This is a genomic window from Amaricoccus solimangrovi (assembly GCF_006385685.1).
GTDB classification, from domain to species: Bacteria; Pseudomonadota; Alphaproteobacteria; order Rhodobacterales; family Rhodobacteraceae; genus Amaricoccus; species Amaricoccus solimangrovi.
The window spans coordinates 35,928-50,672 of sequence record NZ_VFRP01000004.1 but is presented as its reverse complement, the minus strand read 5'-3'; the positions used below and the strand labels follow the sequence as shown (position 1 = coordinate 50,672).

The following is a 14,745-nucleotide window of genomic DNA, read 5'->3' as shown; positions in this document are numbered from 1 at the left end:
AATCCGGCATGGGAGTTTTTCGGATTGTCCCGCGGGACGGGACACGGCAAAGTGGCGGGACGGTCAGGAAGGGCGTCGCGGTGAGGTCGAGCGTCGAGTTGTTCACAGGCTGCGGCGGTCTGGCGTTGGGTCTTTCCCGCGCGGGGTTCGCGGCCGCGCGCATGGTTGAATGGGACCGCCATTCGGTCGAGAACGTGCGCCACAACCGCGACCGGGGCCTCGACCACGTGCGCGACTGGCCGCTCGATCAGGGCGATGTGCGCGGCGTGGACTGGACCGGCCACGCGGGGCTCGATCTCGTCGCGGGCGGGCCGCCCTGCCAGCCCTTCTCGATCGGCGGCAAGCATCGCGGCCAGGACGACCGGCGCGACATGTGGCCCGAGGCGGTGCGCGCGGTGCGCGAGACCCGGCCCCGCGCCTTCCTCTTCGAGAATGTGCGCGGCCTGACCCGGCCCGCCTTCGCCGAATATCTCGACTGGATCCTGAAGGCGCTGGGCCAACCGTCGAAGGCGCTGCGCGATGGCGAATCGCGGCTCGCGCATCGGGCGCGGCTCAGGGGCGCGCCGGAATACCGCGTCGGGGTGCATTCGGTGAACGCGGCCGATTTCGGCGCGGCGCAGAAGCGGCACCGGGTGATCCTGATGGGCCTCCGCGCCGACCTCGGCCTCGCGCCGCCGGAACTCGAACCGACCCATTCGCGCGAGCGGCTGGTCTGGGAGCAGTGGGTCACGGGCGAATACTGGGCGCGGCACGGGATCGCGCGGCCGGCGGCGCCGCCGGCGCAGGACGCGGGCCTGGCGCGGCGTCTGGCCGCCGCCGGCGTCCGCCCGGAGACGCTGCCCTGGCGCACGGTGCGCGACGCGCTCGCGGGCCTCGGCGCGCCCGGGACCGGCGCGCTCGCGAACCATGTCGCCCAGCCGGGGGCGCGCGCCTATCCCGGCCATACCGGAAGCCCGCTCGACCAGCCGGCGAAGGCGCTGAAGGCGGGCGTCCACGGCGTACCGGGCGGCGAGAACATGCTGGCGCTGCCCGATGGCTCGGTGCGCTACCTGACGGTGCGGGAGGCCGCGCGGCTTCAGGGCCTGCCGGACGACTACGAATTCATCGGCTCCTGGTCGGAGAACATGCGCCAGCTCGGCAACGCCGTCCCGACCCAGCTGGCCGAGGCGGCGGCCCGCGCGCTCGGCGCGACGCTCGACAGGACCGCGCCGGGGGCGGGCCGGCGCCGCGCCGCGTGATGCCCGAGGACCGGGACGCCGGATTCCTCGGCGGAGCGACCGACGCCGGGACCGGCCGCGCCGGGCAGGGGCCTTCGCCGGCCGGGCGTCCACCGGCGGCGCATCCTCCGGGCACGCCGGTCGGCTATGGCGAGTTCGAACTCGACATCCCGCGGGTGATGCGCGACCAGCTTCCCGCCTTCTTCGCCGCGCTCCCCGCCGAGCCGCTCTCCGCCGAGGCGGTGGCGCGCATCCCGGAGGGGGCGCAGGGCGCCTATCTGCTCTATCTCGACGGCACGCTGGTCTATGTCGGCAAGACCGACGCCCAGGCCGGCTTCCGCGAAAGGCTGAGCCGGCACGCGCGCAGCGTCCGGCATCGCCGCGGCCTCGACCCCCGCCGGATCACCTTCAAGGCGGCGCGGATCTTCGTCTTCTCCACCTTCGACCTCGAGACCATGCTGATCGAGGAATTCACCCGGCTCGAAGGCCAGCGCCCGGCCTGGAACTTCTCGGGCTTCGGCTCCAACGATCCCGGCCGCAATCGCGAGGACCAGAAGCCCGCGCCCTTCGACAGCGACTTCCCGATCGACATCGACCGCGAGGTCACCCTGCTGCCGCCCGGCACGCATGACGTGCTCGAGGCGGTGATGGCCCTGAAGGCCGGTCTGCCCTATCTGCTGCGCTACGAATCCGATGGCACGGGGAGGGGGGCATGGCGCGGCGGGCATCGCGACATGATGTTCCGGACGATCACGGTTCCGGAGGGACCGGTGACGGTGCGCGACCTCTTCACGCTGATCCTCGGCGCGCTGCCGGGGGGCTGGCAGGTGACGGTGCTGCCGAGCCGGGTGATCCTCTACCGCGAGACCCGGGACTACCGCGCCCAGGTGGAGGCGCTGCGCCGGGCGGGGTGACCGCGGAAGCCTCCGCCGCCGTCGATCCCGCGCGCTCCGCGCAGATGGCGCTGGTGAAGGGCAAGGACACGAAGCCCGAGCTGCGCGTGCGCCGCCTCGCGCATGCGATGGGCTACCGCTTCCGGCTGCATCGCCGCGACCTGCCCGGCGTGCCGGATCTGGTCTTTCCGGGGCGGCGCGCCGTCGTCTTCGTCCACGGCTGCTTCTGGCACCGCCATCCGGATCCCGGCTGCTGGCGCTCCCGGCTGCCGAAATCGCGGCCGGAATTCTGGATCCCGAAGCTCGAGGCCAATGTCGCGCGCGACGGCGCCGCCCGCGCGGCGCTGGAGGCCCGGGGCTGGCGCGTACTGACGGTCTGGGAATGCGAGACGACGCCCCGGCGGCGCGAGGCGCTCGTGGAGCGGCTCCGCGCCTTCCTCGGCCCGCCCGGGGCTCAGGTCCGGAGCTGACGCGCGCCGAAGATCGCCGAGCCGACCCGGACATGGGTCGCACCCTCGGCGATGGCGATCTCGAAATCGTCGCTCATGCCCATCGAGAGCCCGGCGATCCCGTTGCGCTCCGCCATCGCGCGCAGCATCGCGAAATGCGGCGCGGGATCGGCGTCGAAGGGCGGGATCACCATGAGGCCCGCGACCGGCAGATCGTAGACCTCGCGGCAGGCGGAGAGGAAGGCGTCCACCGCGTCGGGATCGAGCCCGGCCTTCTGCGGCTCGCGCCCGGTATTGACCTGGACGAAGAGTTCCGGGCAGCGCCCGGCCTCCTGCGCCGCCGCGGCCAGCCGGGAGGCGAGCTTCTCGCGGTCGAGGCTGTGGATCGCGTCGAAGAGCTCGAAGGCCTTGCCGATCTTGTTGCTCTGCAACGGTCCGAGCAGGTGCAGGTCCACCGGCCCGTAGCGCTCGCGCAGCGCCGGCCACTTGCCGGCCGCCTCCTGCACCCGGTTCTCGCCGAAGACGCGCTGGCCCTGGTCGAGCGCGTCGGTCACGCGGTCGAGTGGCTGGGTCTTCGAGACGGCGATGAGCGTGACCGAATCCGGCGCCCGCCCCGCGCGCTCCAGGGCACGCGCGACCCGATCCCGGATTTCCGCGAGTGACATGGTCGAGCCTCCGAAACGACAGGGAGGCGGCAGAATAGTCACGGGCCCCGCCGTGTCAAACCGGGAAAGCGCGGTCCCGGGCAAGGCCCCGAACCAAAAAAGAAAGGCGGGCTTTTGCCCGCCTTTCCATGCTCACTGTCCCGTAGAGGATCAGAAGGCCATCGAGATACCGAAGTCCGCGACGGTCGCGCCTTCGATGTCGTCGGTGTCGTAGGTCCACTCGACACCACCGTTGACGGTCGCGCCGCCACCGAGGTCGTACTGGCCGGTGAAGGCGTAGGCGTCGGCGCCGTCCCAACCGTCCAGCGCGCCGCCGGCGTCGATCACCTGGCGGTACCAGGCGCCGAGGTCGAAGTCGCCGAAGCCGGCGGTCAGGCCGATGCCGAGGGTCGAGAAGTCCGCGCCGTCGGAGTCGGCGTTGTCGTAGATCACGTTGGCGCCGTAGTCACCGAAGGTGCCGCCGATGACCGCCGAGTACTGCTTGCCGCCCGGGACCGTGTCGATCGTGGTGCCGGAGATGATGTCGAACTCGGTGTAGTCGTAGTAGCCGAGGCCGATGTTGAAGGTGCCGCCGCCGAAGTTGCCGGCATAGCCGCCGCCGACGCCGTAGGAGTTCAGGTCCTTGTTGGCCGACAGCGAGAGGCCGAAGCCGGCGATCTCGAAGTCGTAACGGACGGTCGGACGCGCTTCCGGATCCGAGAAGAAGTCGTTGGTGTTGTCGTTGCCGAAGCCGCCGCCGTTCGAGAGGAAGACGGTTTCGTCGAGGTCACCGAGACCGGTCAGCGAGTAGTCGCCGATCAGGTCGCCGACCCACTGCTCGTCGGCCGCGTTGGTGTCGCCGTAGGTCAGGGTGCCGAAGCTGCCCGACACGAAGACCTCACCGGCGGTCTGGCCGATGTGGTTCTCGGCGCCGCCGTTGCCGCCGATCGCGTTGTCCGCGCGGATCGTCGCACCGAAGGTGATGCCCGAGTTGGTTTCGCCGGTCATGTTGACGCCGAAACGGACGCGGGAAACGGCGTGCATGTCATCGGTCGGCGAGCCGTCGGCGTCGCGGTCGACGGTGCCGTCGTTGTTGATGCCGTAGCCGAGACCCAGGCGAGCGGTACCGAACAGGGAGATGCCCTGAGCGGACGCCGCGCCACCGATCGCCAGAGCGGCGAGAGCGGACGAGGCGAAGAGAACCTTTTTCATTGTTTCCTCTTGTCCTTAAGATCGAAACCCATCTCAAACCCGGAGTGCCCGGATCAGGTACGATTTGTTTCGCTCAAAGCTCGCCGGAGGGTCAAGCAAAGTACAGGAAGGCTTCCATGAAGGCCTTGGGATTGATGCACTCTTGCCACAGTAAACGAAGGCCATCGCCCGTTGCTTCCTGGGCCCTTCCGGCGCGGTCCGGCGCGCGGCTCCGGCGCGGGGGGTTATAGCTTGCCGGCGGCCGGCCGAGCCTTTACATAGCCGCTCTGAAATTCCTCAGCTTTGGAAGGCCACGTGGTCCGAATGCGCCCCTTCTGGTTCCTCCTCGCCGGCTGCGCCGCGCTCGTCGCCTGCGGCGACCCGGCCGAGCAGGGCCGCCGCGCGGAACAGACCCGCAAGGCGGAGTACGAGATCCCCGACGAGTCGATCTTCGACCTGTTCCGGAACAGTTCGCGCCCCCGGGCCGGCGTCCCGGTCAGCGGCGAGATCTGGCAGGCTTCGCTCGACACGCTGTCCTTCCTGCCGCTCGAGAGCGTCGATCCGTTCTCGGGCATCATCATCACCGGCTGGGGCCGGATCGCCGGCGATCCGACGCCGTTCAAGGCGACGGTCTACGTGACCTCGCCCGCGCTCGACGCGCGCTCGCTGAAGGTCGCGGCCTTCCGGCAGGTCGGCGGGCGGGCGGTGCCGGTGACCGAGGAAGACAACCGCCGGCTGGAGGACGCGATCCTGACCCGCGCGCGTCAGATCCGCATCGCCGGCTCGCAGTAACGCCGCGCCGCGCGCGGCCACGCAGAACGGGATTGAGCCCATGTCGCGGTATGTCGCGAGCGAGATCGAATCGAAATGGCAGGCCGCCTGGGCCGAGGCGGAAGTGTTCCGCGCGACGCGCGACCCGAGCCGGCCGAAGTACTACGTGCTCGAGATGTTCCCCTATCCCTCGGGGCGCATCCACATGGGCCACGTGCGCAACTACACGATGGGCGACGTGGTGGCGCGCTACAAGTCCGCGCGCGGATTCAACGTGCTGCATCCGATGGGCTGGGACGCCTTCGGCATGCCCGCCGAGAACGCGGCGATGGAGAAGCGCGTCCATCCCGGCGCCTGGACCTACCAGAACATCGACGCGATGCGGGCGCAGCTCCGGCCTCTCGGCCTCTCGATCGACTGGAGCCGCGAATTCGCGACCTGCGACCCGGAGTATTACGGCCAGCAGCAGGCGTTGTTTCTCGACATGTACGAAAAGGGCCTCGTCACCCGCAAGTCGGCGGTGGTGAACTGGGACCCCGTGGACATGACGGTTCTCGCGAACGAGCAGGTGATCGACGGCAAGGGCTGGCGCTCCGGCGCCCCGGTCGAGCGGCGCGAACTCACGCAGTGGTTCTTCCGGATCTCGGACTATTCCGAGGAGCTCCTCGAGGCGATCGACGGGCTGACCGGCTGGCCGGAGAAGGTCCGGATCATGCAGCGCAACTGGATCGGCAAGAGCCGGGGGCTGCAGTTCCGCTTCGCCACGACCGGCGCGCCCGAGGGGTTCGGGGAACTCGAGGTCTACACGACCCGTCCCGACACGCTCTATGGCGCGAGCTTCGCCGCGATCTCGCCCGACCATCCGCTGGCGAAGGCGCTGGAGGGCGATCCCGAGGTCGCCGCCTTCGTCGCGGAATGCCGGCGGATGGGCACCTCCGAGGAGGAGCTGGAGACCGCCGAGAAGAAGGGATTCGACACCGGGATCACGGTCACGCATCCCTTTGATCCGGCGTGGAAACTGCCGGTCTACATCGCGAACTTCATTCTGATGGACTACGGTACGGGCGCGATCTTCGGCTGCCCGGCGCATGACCAGCGCGATCTCGATTTCGCGCGGAAGTACGGCCTGCCGGTCACCGTGGTAGTGAGCCCGGAGGGCGCGGATTTCGAGGTCGGGACCGAGGCCTATACCGGGCCCGGGCGGCTCGTGAACTCGGGCTTCCTCGACGGGATGGAGGTCGAGGACGCCAAGGCCGCCGTGATCGCGAAGATCGAGGCCGAGGGCCACGGCCGGGGCGAGACCAAGTACCGCCTGCGCGACTGGGGCGTCAGCCGCCAGCGTTACTGGGGCTGCCCGATCCCGATGGTGCACTGCGAGAAGTGCGGCGTTGTGCCGGAGCGCAAGGAGAACCTGCCGGTCCGGCTGCCCGAGGACGTGACCTTCGAGAAGCCGGGCAACCCGCTCGACCATCATCCGAGCTGGAAGGACACTCCCTGTCCCGCCTGCGGCGCGCCCGCGCGGCGCGAGACCGACACGATGGACACCTTCGTCGATTCCTCCTGGTACTACGCCCGCTTCACCGCGCCACACGCGGCGACGCCGACCTCGATGGAGGACGCGGAGTACTGGATGAACGTCGACCAGTACATCGGCGGCGTCGAGCACGCGATCCTGCATCTGCTCTATTCGCGCTTCTTCGCCCGCGCGATGCGCGAGACCGGCCACCTGCCCGCCTCCGCCGCCGAGCCGTTCAGCGCGCTCTTCACGCAAGGGATGGTGACGCACGAGACCTATGCGACGGAAGGGGAGGGCGGCCGGCTGGTCTGGCGCGAGCCTTCCGAGGTGATCCGCGACGAGGGCGGCGCCCGGCTCGCCGACGGCACCCCGATCATCGTGGGGCCTTCGACGAAGATGTCGAAATCGAAGAAGAACACCGTCGATCCCGAGGCGATCATCGCCCAGTACGGCGCCGATACCGCGCGCTGGTTCGTGCTCTCCGACAGCCCGCCGGAGCGCGACGTCGAATGGACCGCCTCGGGCGCGGAGGCCGCCTCGCGCCATCTCGCCCGCGTCCACCGCGTCGTCTCCGAGATCGCCCAGGCGCCCGAGGGCCCGGCGGGCGAGAGCGACGAGGCGTCGAAGCTCCGCTCCGCCGTCCACCGCGCGATCCGCGACGTGACCGAGGGGATCGAGGGTTTCGCCTTCAACAAGGCGATCGCGAAGCTCTACGAACTCACGAGCCTGCTCGCGAAACCCGCCGGCGACGCGCCGGGTCTCGTCGCGGCCCGGCGCGAGGGCGCCCGCGCGCTCGCGCTGCTGCAGCGTCCGATGACGCCGCATCTCGCCGAGGCGATGTGGGAGATGCTGGGCGGCGAGGGGCTGATCGCCCGCGCGCCCTGGCCCGAGGCCGATCCCGCGCTGCTCGTCGAGGCGAAGGTGACGCTGCCGGTGCAGGTCAACGGCAAGCGCCGCGCCGAGATCGCGGTGCCGAGCGGGACCGACAAGGCGACGATCGAGGCGCTGGTTCTGGCCGACGCCGCCGTGCGGCGCGCGCTGAACGGCGCGACGCCGAAGAAGCTGATCGTCGTGCCCGACCGGATCGTGAATGTGGTGCTCTGACCGCCGGGGCTTCCTCGCCCTCTGCCTCGCGGGCCTCGCGCTCGCGGGCTGCGGCTTCCGCCCGCTCTATGGCGAGGGTTCGCCGGCGGCCGGGATGCGGGGCCAGTTCATGCTCGAAACCCCGGACGGCCAGCCCGGCTTCGACATGCGCGAGCAGCTTCTCGCGCGGCTCGGCCAGCCGGACCAGCCGCGCTACCGGCTGAGGGTCGCGCTCGACCTGCGGAGCCAGGGCTCGGCGCTGACGCAGCAGGATTACACGACCCGCTACGACGTGACAGGGGTGGCGCGCTACGACGTGCTGCCGCTCGGGGGCGGGGCGCCGGTCTTCTCGGGAACCGTCACCTCCTCGACCGCCTACAGCGCGCCGGAGGGCGACAATTCCTCGGCCTTCGCCAGCCTCGTCGCCGCGCGCGACGCCCAGGTGCGGCTCGCCCGCACGCTGGCCGATCAGATCGTGATGGAACTCGCGGTCACCGCCGGCCAGCGCGGGCAATGAAGCTCGCCGGCCGCGACGCCGCGCGCTATCTCGACGCGCCGGATCCGAAGGGCGCGGGCGCGCTGCTCCACGGTCCCGATTCCTCGCTCGTCGCGCTGCGCCGCGCCGCGCTCGTCCCCGCGATGATCGGGCCGGCGGGCGCGGAGGAGATGCGGCTGACGCGGATCGGCGGCGCCGATCTGCGCCGCGACCCGGCCGCGCTCGCCGACGCGGTGAAGGCGATCGGCTTCTTCCCCGGTCCCCGGCTCGTGCTAGTCGAGGAGGCGGGCGACGGGCTCGCGCCGCTTTTCGCCGCCGCGCTCGACGACTGGCGGCCGGGCGACGCGCGCCTGCTCGTGACCGCGGGCCAGCTCAACGCGTCGAGCGCGCTCCGCAAGCTCTTCGAGAAAGCCCCGAAGGCGGTCGCGATCGGCCTCTACGCCGATCCGCCGGGCCGCGCCGAGATCGGCGCCGATCTCGCGAAACAGGGCGTCGCCTCGGTCGCCCCCGAGGCGCTCGCCGATCTCGAGGCGCTGGGTCGGGGGCTCGAGCCGGGCGAATTCGCGCAATTCCTGATCGCGCTCGCCCTCTACAAGCAGGGCGATCCGGCGCCGCTCTCGCCCGAGGAGGTCGCGGCGCTGGCGCCGCGCGGCCAGGACGCGGATCTCGACACGCTGATGCATCACGTGGCCGAGGGACGCGCCACCGAAGTCGCGCGCGAGATCCGGCGGCTCGCCGGGCAGACCGGCGCGACGGGCCTCACCATCGCCGCCGCGCGGCATTTCCGCGCGCTCCACGCCGCCGCCATCGCGCCCGAAGGGGCGGAGGCGGCGCTCTCCCGCGCGCGTCCGCCGGTCTTCGGGCCGCGGCGGGCGCGGATGGCGCGGCAGGCGACCGCGCTCGGGCCGGACCGGCTGGAACGCGCCCTCGGCTGGATCGTCGATACCGAGCTCGACCTGCGCTCCTCCCGTCCGGTCCCGGCGGCGGCGCTGGTCGAGCGGCTCTTCATCCGGATCGCGATGCTGCGGCGGCCCTGACCGCCTTTCCTCACGGGGCCACGTGTCACGCGATCGCGTCACGCCCCGCTCACGGCGCCGTCACGACTCACCCGTTAAACCTCTCCGCACCCGATCCGTTCGGGGGGACAGATTGCAACAGGGGATAAAGAGATGAGCGTTTTCATCGAAATGCATGAACGGCCCGAGGCCCGCCACGGCTACGACCTTCGCGGCTTCCTGGCCGAACTCGCGCGGCGCGCCCGGGCCGCGATGGCCCGGCGCCAGGCGATCGCGCGGACACGTCAACAGTACCGGATGCTCCTGACCTGCGAGGACAGCGTGCTGCGCGACATCGGCGTGAGCCGGCTCGAGGTCCGGGCCGCGCTGCGCGAACTCTGAACCGCCCCGGCTCAGCCGGCCGCGCGACCCAGCCGGCGCGCCGCCGCGCGGCCGGCGTGGCGTCCGGTCGCGAGGCAGGCGGTCAGCAGATAGCCGCCGGTCGGCGCGTCCCAGTCGAGCATTTCGCCGGCGCAGAACACGCCGGGCCGCGCGCGGAGCATCAGATCGGCGTCGAGCGCGGCCGGGGCGACGCCCCCCGCCGTCGAGATCGCCGCGTCGAGCGGACCCGGCCCGTCGAGGCGGAGCGGGAGCGCCTTGACCGCCGCGGCGAGCGCGGCCGGATCGTCGAGCGCCTCCGGCGCGCATTCGCGCAGCAGCGCGATCTTCTGCGGCGGCAGGCGCAGGGTCTTGCGCAGGTGGTTCGAGAGGCTCGCCCCGCCGCGTGGCCGCGCCAGCCGCGCCCGCGCCACTTCCTCGGGGAGATCCGGCACCAGATCGAGCCGCGCCTCCGCCCCCGCGCGGAGCGCCGGCCCGAGCGCGTAGACGCCGCCGCCCTCGATCCCCGTCGCCGTCAGCACGATCTCGCCCCGCGACTCCGACCCGCCCGCGCGAAGCCGGGCGGGCTTGATCGCGGCGCCGAAATGCCGCGCCATCGCCTCGGACCATGCGATCCGGAAGCCGGTGTTCGAAGGTGCGAAGGGGGTAAGGGGTACGCCTTCGCCCGCCAGCACCGGCGCCCAGGCGCCGTCCGAGCCGAGGCGCGACCAGGAGGCGCCGCCGAGCGCGAGCACCGTCGCCCCGGCGCGCAGGGCGCGCGGTCCCCCGGGCGTCTCGAAGGTCGCGGCCTCCCCCTCCCAGCCGGTGAAACGCCAGCGCATCCGCCAGCCGACGCCGAGCCCGGAGAGCCGCGCCACCCAGGCGCGCAGCAGTGGCGAGGCCTTCATCGCCTCGGGAAAGACCCGGCCGGAGGTTCCGGTAAAGACCGGCTGGTCGAGTCCCCGCGCCCAGTCCATCACTTCGCCGGGGCCGAATTCGGCGAGAAACGGCGCGAGCCAGGCGCCTTCCGGCCCGTAGGCCGCGAGGAATGCCGCCGCCGGCTCGTCCTTCGTCAGGTTCAGCCCGGACTTCCCCGCCATCAGGAGCTTGCGCCCGAGCGAGGGTTTCGCCTCGGTCACGAGCACCGACGCCCCTGCGCCGGCCAGCATCTCCGCGGCCATCAGCCCCGCGGGTCCGCCGCCGATCACCAGCGCCTCGACCTCCTCCGCGCTCATTCCGCCCCCTTGGCCCCGGCTCCGGCCCGGCGCATCCTGCGGCGATGGAGCATCCGATCTGCCCGCTCTGCGACCGGCCGATTCCGCCCGAGGCGCGCCAGAGCATCCATCACCTCGTGCCCCGTCTCAAGGGCGGCAAGCGCGGGCCCACGGTGCTCCTTCACCAGATCTGCCACAACACGATTCATGCGACGCTGAGCGAGGGAGAACTCGCGCGGAATTACGCGACCGTCGCGGCGCTGCGCGCCCATCCCGACCTCGCCCGCTTCCGCGCCTGGATCCGGGGCAAGCCCCCGGCCTTTCACGCCCCGACCGCGCGCCGGCCGCGCTGAGCCCCGCTCAGTTCGAGCCCTTGGCGGCGAGGATCGCGTCGAACTTCTGTTGGAACACCTCGTAAGGCGCGTTCTCGACCTTCTCGCCGTTGATGATGAAGGTCGGCGTCGCGTCGATCCCGTCCTCGGCCTGGTGCTTCTGGTAGTTCGCGACCAGCGCCTCGGCGAAGGCGGTGTCCTGGCGGCAGGCATCCATCTGCGCGTCGGTGAGGCCCGCCTGCCGGCCGATGCCGTAGAGGTTCTTCATGATCGTCGGCCCGTCGGTCGAGTTGAGCCATCCCGCCTGGGTCGAGAACAGCAGGTCGGCTATGCCGAAATAGCGGTCCGCGGGCGCGCAGCGGGCGATGATCGCCGCCCAGAGGCTCGGCGCGTTGAAATAGACTTCGCGGAACACCAGCCGGACCTTGCCGGTGTCGATGTAGTTCTCCTTGATCTTCGGAAAGACCTCCTTCACGAAATCCGCGCAATGCGGGCAGGTGAACATCGCATATTCGACCATGGTGATCGGCGCGTCCGCCTCGCCCATCGTCATGTCCTGGACAGCCGGCGTTCCCCCGGCCGGCGCCTCGGCGGGTGCCTGACCGTCGCCCGATTGCGCGAGGGAGAGGGCGGGCACGGCGAGGCCGGCGGCCAGTCCGGACATGAGCATCGCGCGGCGGGACAGGGTCAGGGTCATGGTCGGATCCATCAGGAAAAATCGGGCTTCCGGGATAGCACATTGCGCGCCAATGTCTCCAATGCCCGCCGCAGATCGTCATCACCAATACTTGAGATTTCCTCCGGCACCGCCTCGACCGGCACGCGCGCCGGCGGCGCCGGCGGGGCGGGGGGCGGCGCGGCGGCCCCGGCGAAGGCGCGGGGCGACTGGGTCAGCGTGATCCGGCGCACCGTGCCGGGGCCGAGCGCCGCGTTCACCCGCTCGATGATCGCGGGCGCCATCATCTGCACCTGCGGCGCCAGCGCGCCGAGCACCGCGAGGCTGAGCGCCCCCCCGGCGGGACCGCGCGCGAGCGTCAGCTTCACCGGCCGCGTCACCCGGGCGATCTCGGGCCCCGCGATCTCGGGCCAGAGCGCCGCCAGCCGCGCCTCGAGATACCCGCGCCGCGCCGTGACGCGGCCCATCTGCGCGTCGATGAGCCCGCCCGCGCGCGTGAAGCCGCGGCCGCGGCGTTCGGCGGGGCCGCCGCCCCCGGCCCGGCCCGGGGGGTTGCGCTTGTCTGTTTTCCCGGCCATGCCAGCTTCCGTCACGAGGCGAAGGCGGCGAGGCTAGCGCGGGCGCGGGCGCTTGTCAGGAGGGGATCTGTTGGACGGCGACGCGGGCGGGCGATCCGGGGCGGTGATGGCGGCGGAACTCCTCGGCTGGTACGACCGGATGGCGCGCGCGATGCCCTGGCGCGTGCCCCCGGCGGAGCGGCTGCGCGGGGCGCGGCCCGATCCCTATCACGTCTGGCTCTCCGAGGTGATGCTGCAGCAGACGACGGTCGCCGCGGTGAAGGGCTATTTCGAGCGTTTCGTCGCCCGCTGGCCGAGGGTTTCCGATCTCGCCGCCGCCCCGGACGCGGAGGTGATGGCCGCCTGGGCCGGGCTCGGCTATTACGCGCGCGCGCGCAACCTGCTCAGATGCGCCCGCGTGGTGGCGCAGGAACTCGACGGGCGCTTCCCGGAGACCGAGGCGGCGCTGCGCGCGCTGCCCGGCGTCGGTCCCTATACCGCCGCCGCGATCGCCGCGATCGCCTTCGACCGGCCCGCGACGGTGCTCGACGGCAATGTCGAGCGGGTGATCGCCCGGCTCCGCGCGGTGGAGGAACCGCTGCCCGGCGCGAAGGAGCGGCTGCGCGCGCTCGCGGCGGAGATCACGCCGCGCGAGAGGCCGGGCGACTACGCGCAGGCGATCATGGATCTCGGCGCCACGATCTGTACCCCGCGCGCGCCCGCCTGCGGCCTCTGCCCCTGGCGCGCGGATTGCGCGGCCCGCGCGCTCGGGATCGCCGCCGAACTGCCGCGCAAGGCCGCGAAGGCCGCGAAGCCGACCCGGCTCGGCATCGCCTATCTCGCGCTCCGCCCCGATGGCACGGTGCTGGTGGAGCGGCGGCCGGAGAAGGGGCTGCTCGGGGGCATGCTCGGCCTGCCCGGCGGCGCCTGGGGGGCGGAGGCGGTGGCCGCGCCGCCCTTCGCGGCCGACTGGCGCGACCTCGGGGTGGAGGCGCGTCACACCTTCACCCATTTCCACCTGCGCCTGCGGCTCATGGGCGCGCGGGTGCCGGCCGTCACGCCGGGCGATTTCCGCCCGCGCGACGGCCTCGCCGAGGCGATGCCGACGGTGATGCGCAAGGCGCTCGCGCTGGGCCTCGGGGCGATGGGGTAGGGGCGAGGAATGAACGGAAGCCGTCGCGCCCGTAGGGCGGACCTCGGTCCGCCGCCCCCTCCGCGCCCCCCTTAATCCGTGAGTTCCGCCCGGATCTGCTGGCGGAGCACGTCGATCGGGATGAAGATCCCGTCCTTCTTGAAATGCCAGTAGGTCCAGCCGTTGCAGGAGGGCGCGCCCTCGAGCGCGGCGCCGACCTGGTGGATCGAGCCGCGCACGTCGTGGGAGACCAGCGTCCCGTCGGCGCGGATCTTCGCCTCCCGCCGGCCGTTCAGCGAATGCAGCATCTCGCCGGGCGCGAGCATCCCGCGCTCGACGAGCTGGCCGAAGGCGACGCGGGGCTCGGCGCGCTTCCTCGGCGTCACCGCGGCGGCCTCCGCGTCGAGCGCGCGGACGCGCGCGATCCGCGCCTGGGCGGCGGCGCGGTAGGCCGGATCGCGCTCGATCCCGACATAGTGCCGGCCGAGCCGCTTCGCGACCGCGCCGGTGGTGCCGGTGCCGAAGAACGGATCGAGCACGATGTCGCCGGGATTGGTCGAGGCGACCAGCACCCGGTGGAGCAGCGCCTCCGGCTTCTGCGTCGGATGCGCCTTCTCGCCATCCGCCGTCCGGAGCCGCTCGCCCCCGGTGCAGAGCGGGATCACCCAGTCGGAGCGCATCTGCACCCCGTCGTTCAGCGCCTTCATCGCCTCGTAATTGAACGTGTATTTCGACTGGTCCGACTTCGCCGCCCAGATCATCGTCTCATGCGCGTTGGTGAGCCGCTTGCCGCGGAAATTCGGCATCGGGTTCGACTTGCGCCAGACGACGTCGTTGAGAATCCAGAAGCCCGCGTCCTGCAGGTTCGCGCCGACGCGGTAGATGTTGTGATAGGAGCCGATCACCCAGATCGCCCCGTCGGGCTTCAGCAGCCGGCGCGCGGCGGCGAGCCAGGCGCGCGAGAATTCGTCATAGGAGGCGAAGGAGGCGAAGCGGTCCCACTCGTCGTCCACCGCGTCGACCTTGGAATTGTCCGGCCGGTGGAGGTCGCCGCGAAGCTGGAGGTTGTAGGGAGGATCGGCGAAGATCAGATCGACGCTCGCCTCCGGCAGCGCGTTCATCGCCGCGACGCAATCCCCGGCGATGATCGTGTTCAGGCTCAGGCCGGTCGGTTGGGTCACGGTTTTCACTCGCGCCATTG

16 protein-coding genes are annotated in these 14,745 nt (G+C 71.7%); 10 read left to right on the top strand and 6 right to left on the bottom strand.

The annotated features are described in order from the left end of the window. The first annotated feature begins 80 nt into the window (after nucleotides 1–80). The 3 genes from FJM51_RS06470 to FJM51_RS06460 are packed head-to-tail and all read left to right on the top strand — an operon-like array spanning nucleotide 81 to nucleotide 2,580. A complete protein-coding gene (locus tag FJM51_RS06470) occupies nucleotides 81–1,238 on the top strand; it encodes a DNA cytosine methyltransferase (RefSeq protein WP_233713001.1) in 1,158 nt (385 codons plus the stop codon). After that, the gene (locus FJM51_RS06465; RefSeq protein WP_140453308.1) at nucleotides 1,238–2,131 is read left to right on the top strand and encodes a GIY-YIG nuclease family protein; all 894 of its coding nucleotides are present in this window, start codon (nucleotides 1,238–1,240) and stop codon (nucleotides 2,129–2,131) included. The genes FJM51_RS06470 and FJM51_RS06465 overlap by 1 nt, the downstream gene beginning before the upstream one ends. Continuing rightward, entirely contained in the window at nucleotides 2,128–2,580 is a 453-nt protein-coding gene (locus FJM51_RS06460; protein WP_267901382.1) for a very short patch repair endonuclease, read from the top strand. The genes FJM51_RS06465 and FJM51_RS06460 overlap by 4 nt, the downstream gene beginning before the upstream one ends. Here FJM51_RS06460 and FJM51_RS06455 read toward each other — a convergent pair. Both FJM51_RS06455 and FJM51_RS06450 read right to left on the bottom strand, forming a co-directional pair. Continuing rightward, nucleotides 2,565–3,224 carry a YggS family pyridoxal phosphate-dependent enzyme gene (locus tag FJM51_RS06455; RefSeq protein ID WP_140453307.1) on the bottom strand — a complete coding sequence of 220 codons (660 nt, stop codon included), beginning with the start codon at nucleotides 3,222–3,224 and terminating at the stop codon, nucleotides 2,565–2,567. The genes FJM51_RS06460 and FJM51_RS06455 overlap by 16 nt on opposite strands. 150 nt (nucleotides 3,225–3,374) lie before the next feature. Then, the gene (locus FJM51_RS06450) at nucleotides 3,375–4,415 is read right to left on the bottom strand and encodes a porin (RefSeq protein ID WP_140453306.1); all 1,041 of its coding nucleotides are present in this window, start codon (nucleotides 4,413–4,415) and stop codon (nucleotides 3,375–3,377) included. Nucleotides 4,416–4,718: 303 nt separating this feature from the next. Between FJM51_RS06450 and FJM51_RS06445 the strand changes: the two genes are divergently transcribed. The 5 genes from FJM51_RS06445 (at nucleotide 4,719) to FJM51_RS06425 (ending at nucleotide 9,657) form a co-directional block, all read left to right on the top strand. After that, on the top strand, nucleotides 4,719–5,186 hold the full coding sequence (locus tag FJM51_RS06445; RefSeq protein ID WP_233713020.1) for a DUF3576 domain-containing protein: 468 nt from the start codon (nucleotides 4,719–4,721) through the stop codon (nucleotides 5,184–5,186). A gap of 40 nt (nucleotides 5,187–5,226) precedes the next feature. Further along, nucleotides 5,227–7,785 (top strand): leucine--tRNA ligase, encoded by a 2,559-nt coding sequence (gene leuS, locus FJM51_RS06440; protein WP_140453304.1) that lies wholly within the window; start codon nucleotides 5,227–5,229, stop codon nucleotides 7,783–7,785. Beyond that, nucleotides 7,772–8,281: an LPS assembly lipoprotein LptE gene (lptE, locus tag FJM51_RS06435; RefSeq protein ID WP_140453303.1), complete on the top strand. Its 510-nt coding sequence runs from the start codon at nucleotides 7,772–7,774 to the stop codon at nucleotides 8,279–8,281. The genes leuS and lptE overlap by 14 nt, the downstream gene beginning before the upstream one ends. Beyond that, a complete protein-coding gene (locus FJM51_RS06430) occupies nucleotides 8,278–9,297 on the top strand; it encodes a DNA polymerase III subunit delta (protein ID WP_140453302.1) in 1,020 nt (339 codons plus the stop codon). Before lptE ends, FJM51_RS06430 begins: the two co-directional genes overlap by 4 nt. A 132-nt stretch (nucleotides 9,298–9,429) precedes the next feature. Next, nucleotides 9,430–9,657 (top strand): hypothetical protein, encoded by a 228-nt coding sequence (locus FJM51_RS06425; protein WP_140453301.1) that lies wholly within the window; start codon nucleotides 9,430–9,432, stop codon nucleotides 9,655–9,657. A gap of 11 nt (nucleotides 9,658–9,668) precedes the next feature. Here FJM51_RS06425 and FJM51_RS06420 read toward each other — a convergent pair whose 3' ends face one another. Beyond that, nucleotides 9,669–10,868 carry a TIGR03862 family flavoprotein gene (locus tag FJM51_RS06420; protein ID WP_140453300.1) on the bottom strand — a complete coding sequence of 400 codons (1,200 nt, stop codon included), beginning with the start codon at nucleotides 10,866–10,868 and terminating at the stop codon, nucleotides 9,669–9,671. 44 nt (nucleotides 10,869–10,912) lie between these two features. Between FJM51_RS06420 and FJM51_RS06415 the strand changes: the two genes are divergently transcribed. Then, on the top strand, nucleotides 10,913–11,200 hold the full coding sequence (locus tag FJM51_RS06415; RefSeq protein ID WP_140453299.1) for an HNH endonuclease: 288 nt from the start codon (nucleotides 10,913–10,915) through the stop codon (nucleotides 11,198–11,200). A 7-nt stretch (nucleotides 11,201–11,207) separates the two neighbouring features. On the opposite strand, the gene FJM51_RS06410 is transcribed toward FJM51_RS06415, so the two are convergent. Continuing rightward, nucleotides 11,208–11,876 carry a DsbA family protein gene (locus tag FJM51_RS06410; protein WP_233712999.1) on the bottom strand — a complete coding sequence of 223 codons (669 nt, stop codon included), beginning with the start codon at nucleotides 11,874–11,876 and terminating at the stop codon, nucleotides 11,208–11,210. 11 nt (nucleotides 11,877–11,887) lie between these two features. Then, nucleotides 11,888–12,433 carry a DUF721 domain-containing protein gene (locus FJM51_RS06405; protein ID WP_140453298.1) on the bottom strand — a complete coding sequence of 182 codons (546 nt, stop codon included), beginning with the start codon at nucleotides 12,431–12,433 and terminating at the stop codon, nucleotides 11,888–11,890. Nucleotides 12,434–12,539: 106 nt separating this feature from the next. Here FJM51_RS06405 and mutY point away from each other — a divergent pair, with 106 nt between their 5' ends. After that, entirely contained in the window at nucleotides 12,540–13,565 is a 1,026-nt protein-coding gene (gene mutY, locus FJM51_RS06400) for an A/G-specific adenine glycosylase (RefSeq protein WP_140453508.1), read from the top strand. Nucleotides 13,566–13,636: 71 nt separating this feature from the next. Here mutY and FJM51_RS06395 read toward each other — a convergent pair whose 3' ends face one another. Beyond that, nucleotides 13,637–14,743 (bottom strand): site-specific DNA-methyltransferase, encoded by a 1,107-nt coding sequence (locus tag FJM51_RS06395; RefSeq protein WP_140453297.1) that lies wholly within the window; start codon nucleotides 14,741–14,743, stop codon nucleotides 13,637–13,639. Nucleotides 14,744–14,745: the final 2 nt, after the last annotated feature.

Coding starts and splice junctions, on each gene's coding strand:
- FJM51_RS06465 (WP_140453308.1), top strand. CDS start 1,238: ATGCCCGAGGACCGGGACGCCGGATTCCTCGGCGGAGCGACCGACGCC.
- FJM51_RS06415 (WP_140453299.1), top strand. CDS start 10,913: ATGGAGCATCCGATCTGCCCGCTCTGCGACCGGCCGATTCCGCCCGAG.
- leuS (WP_140453304.1), top strand. CDS start 5,227: ATGTCGCGGTATGTCGCGAGCGAGATCGAATCGAAATGGCAGGCCGCC.
- FJM51_RS06425 (WP_140453301.1), top strand. CDS start 9,430: ATGAGCGTTTTCATCGAAATGCATGAACGGCCCGAGGCCCGCCACGGC.
- FJM51_RS06395 (WP_140453297.1), bottom strand. CDS start 14,743: ATGGCGCGAGTGAAAACCGTGACCCAACCGACCGGCCTGAGCCTGAAC.
- FJM51_RS06450 (WP_140453306.1), bottom strand. CDS start 4,415: ATGAAAAAGGTTCTCTTCGCCTCGTCCGCTCTCGCCGCTCTGGCGATC.
- FJM51_RS06455 (WP_140453307.1), bottom strand. CDS start 3,224: ATGTCACTCGCGGAAATCCGGGATCGGGTCGCGCGTGCCCTGGAGCGC.
- FJM51_RS06410 (WP_233712999.1), bottom strand. CDS start 11,876: ATGACCCTGACCCTGTCCCGCCGCGCGATGCTCATGTCCGGACTGGCC.
- FJM51_RS06445 (WP_233713020.1), top strand. CDS start 4,719: ATGCGCCCCTTCTGGTTCCTCCTCGCCGGCTGCGCCGCGCTCGTCGCC.
- mutY (WP_140453508.1), top strand. CDS start 12,540: ATGGCGGCGGAACTCCTCGGCTGGTACGACCGGATGGCGCGCGCGATG.
- lptE (WP_140453303.1), top strand. CDS start 7,772: ATGTGGTGCTCTGACCGCCGGGGCTTCCTCGCCCTCTGCCTCGCGGGC.
- FJM51_RS06420 (WP_140453300.1), bottom strand. CDS start 10,868: ATGAGCGCGGAGGAGGTCGAGGCGCTGGTGATCGGCGGCGGACCCGCG.
- FJM51_RS06405 (WP_140453298.1), bottom strand. CDS start 12,433: ATGGCCGGGAAAACAGACAAGCGCAACCCCCCGGGCCGGGCCGGGGGC.
- FJM51_RS06430 (WP_140453302.1), top strand. CDS start 8,278: ATGAAGCTCGCCGGCCGCGACGCCGCGCGCTATCTCGACGCGCCGGAT.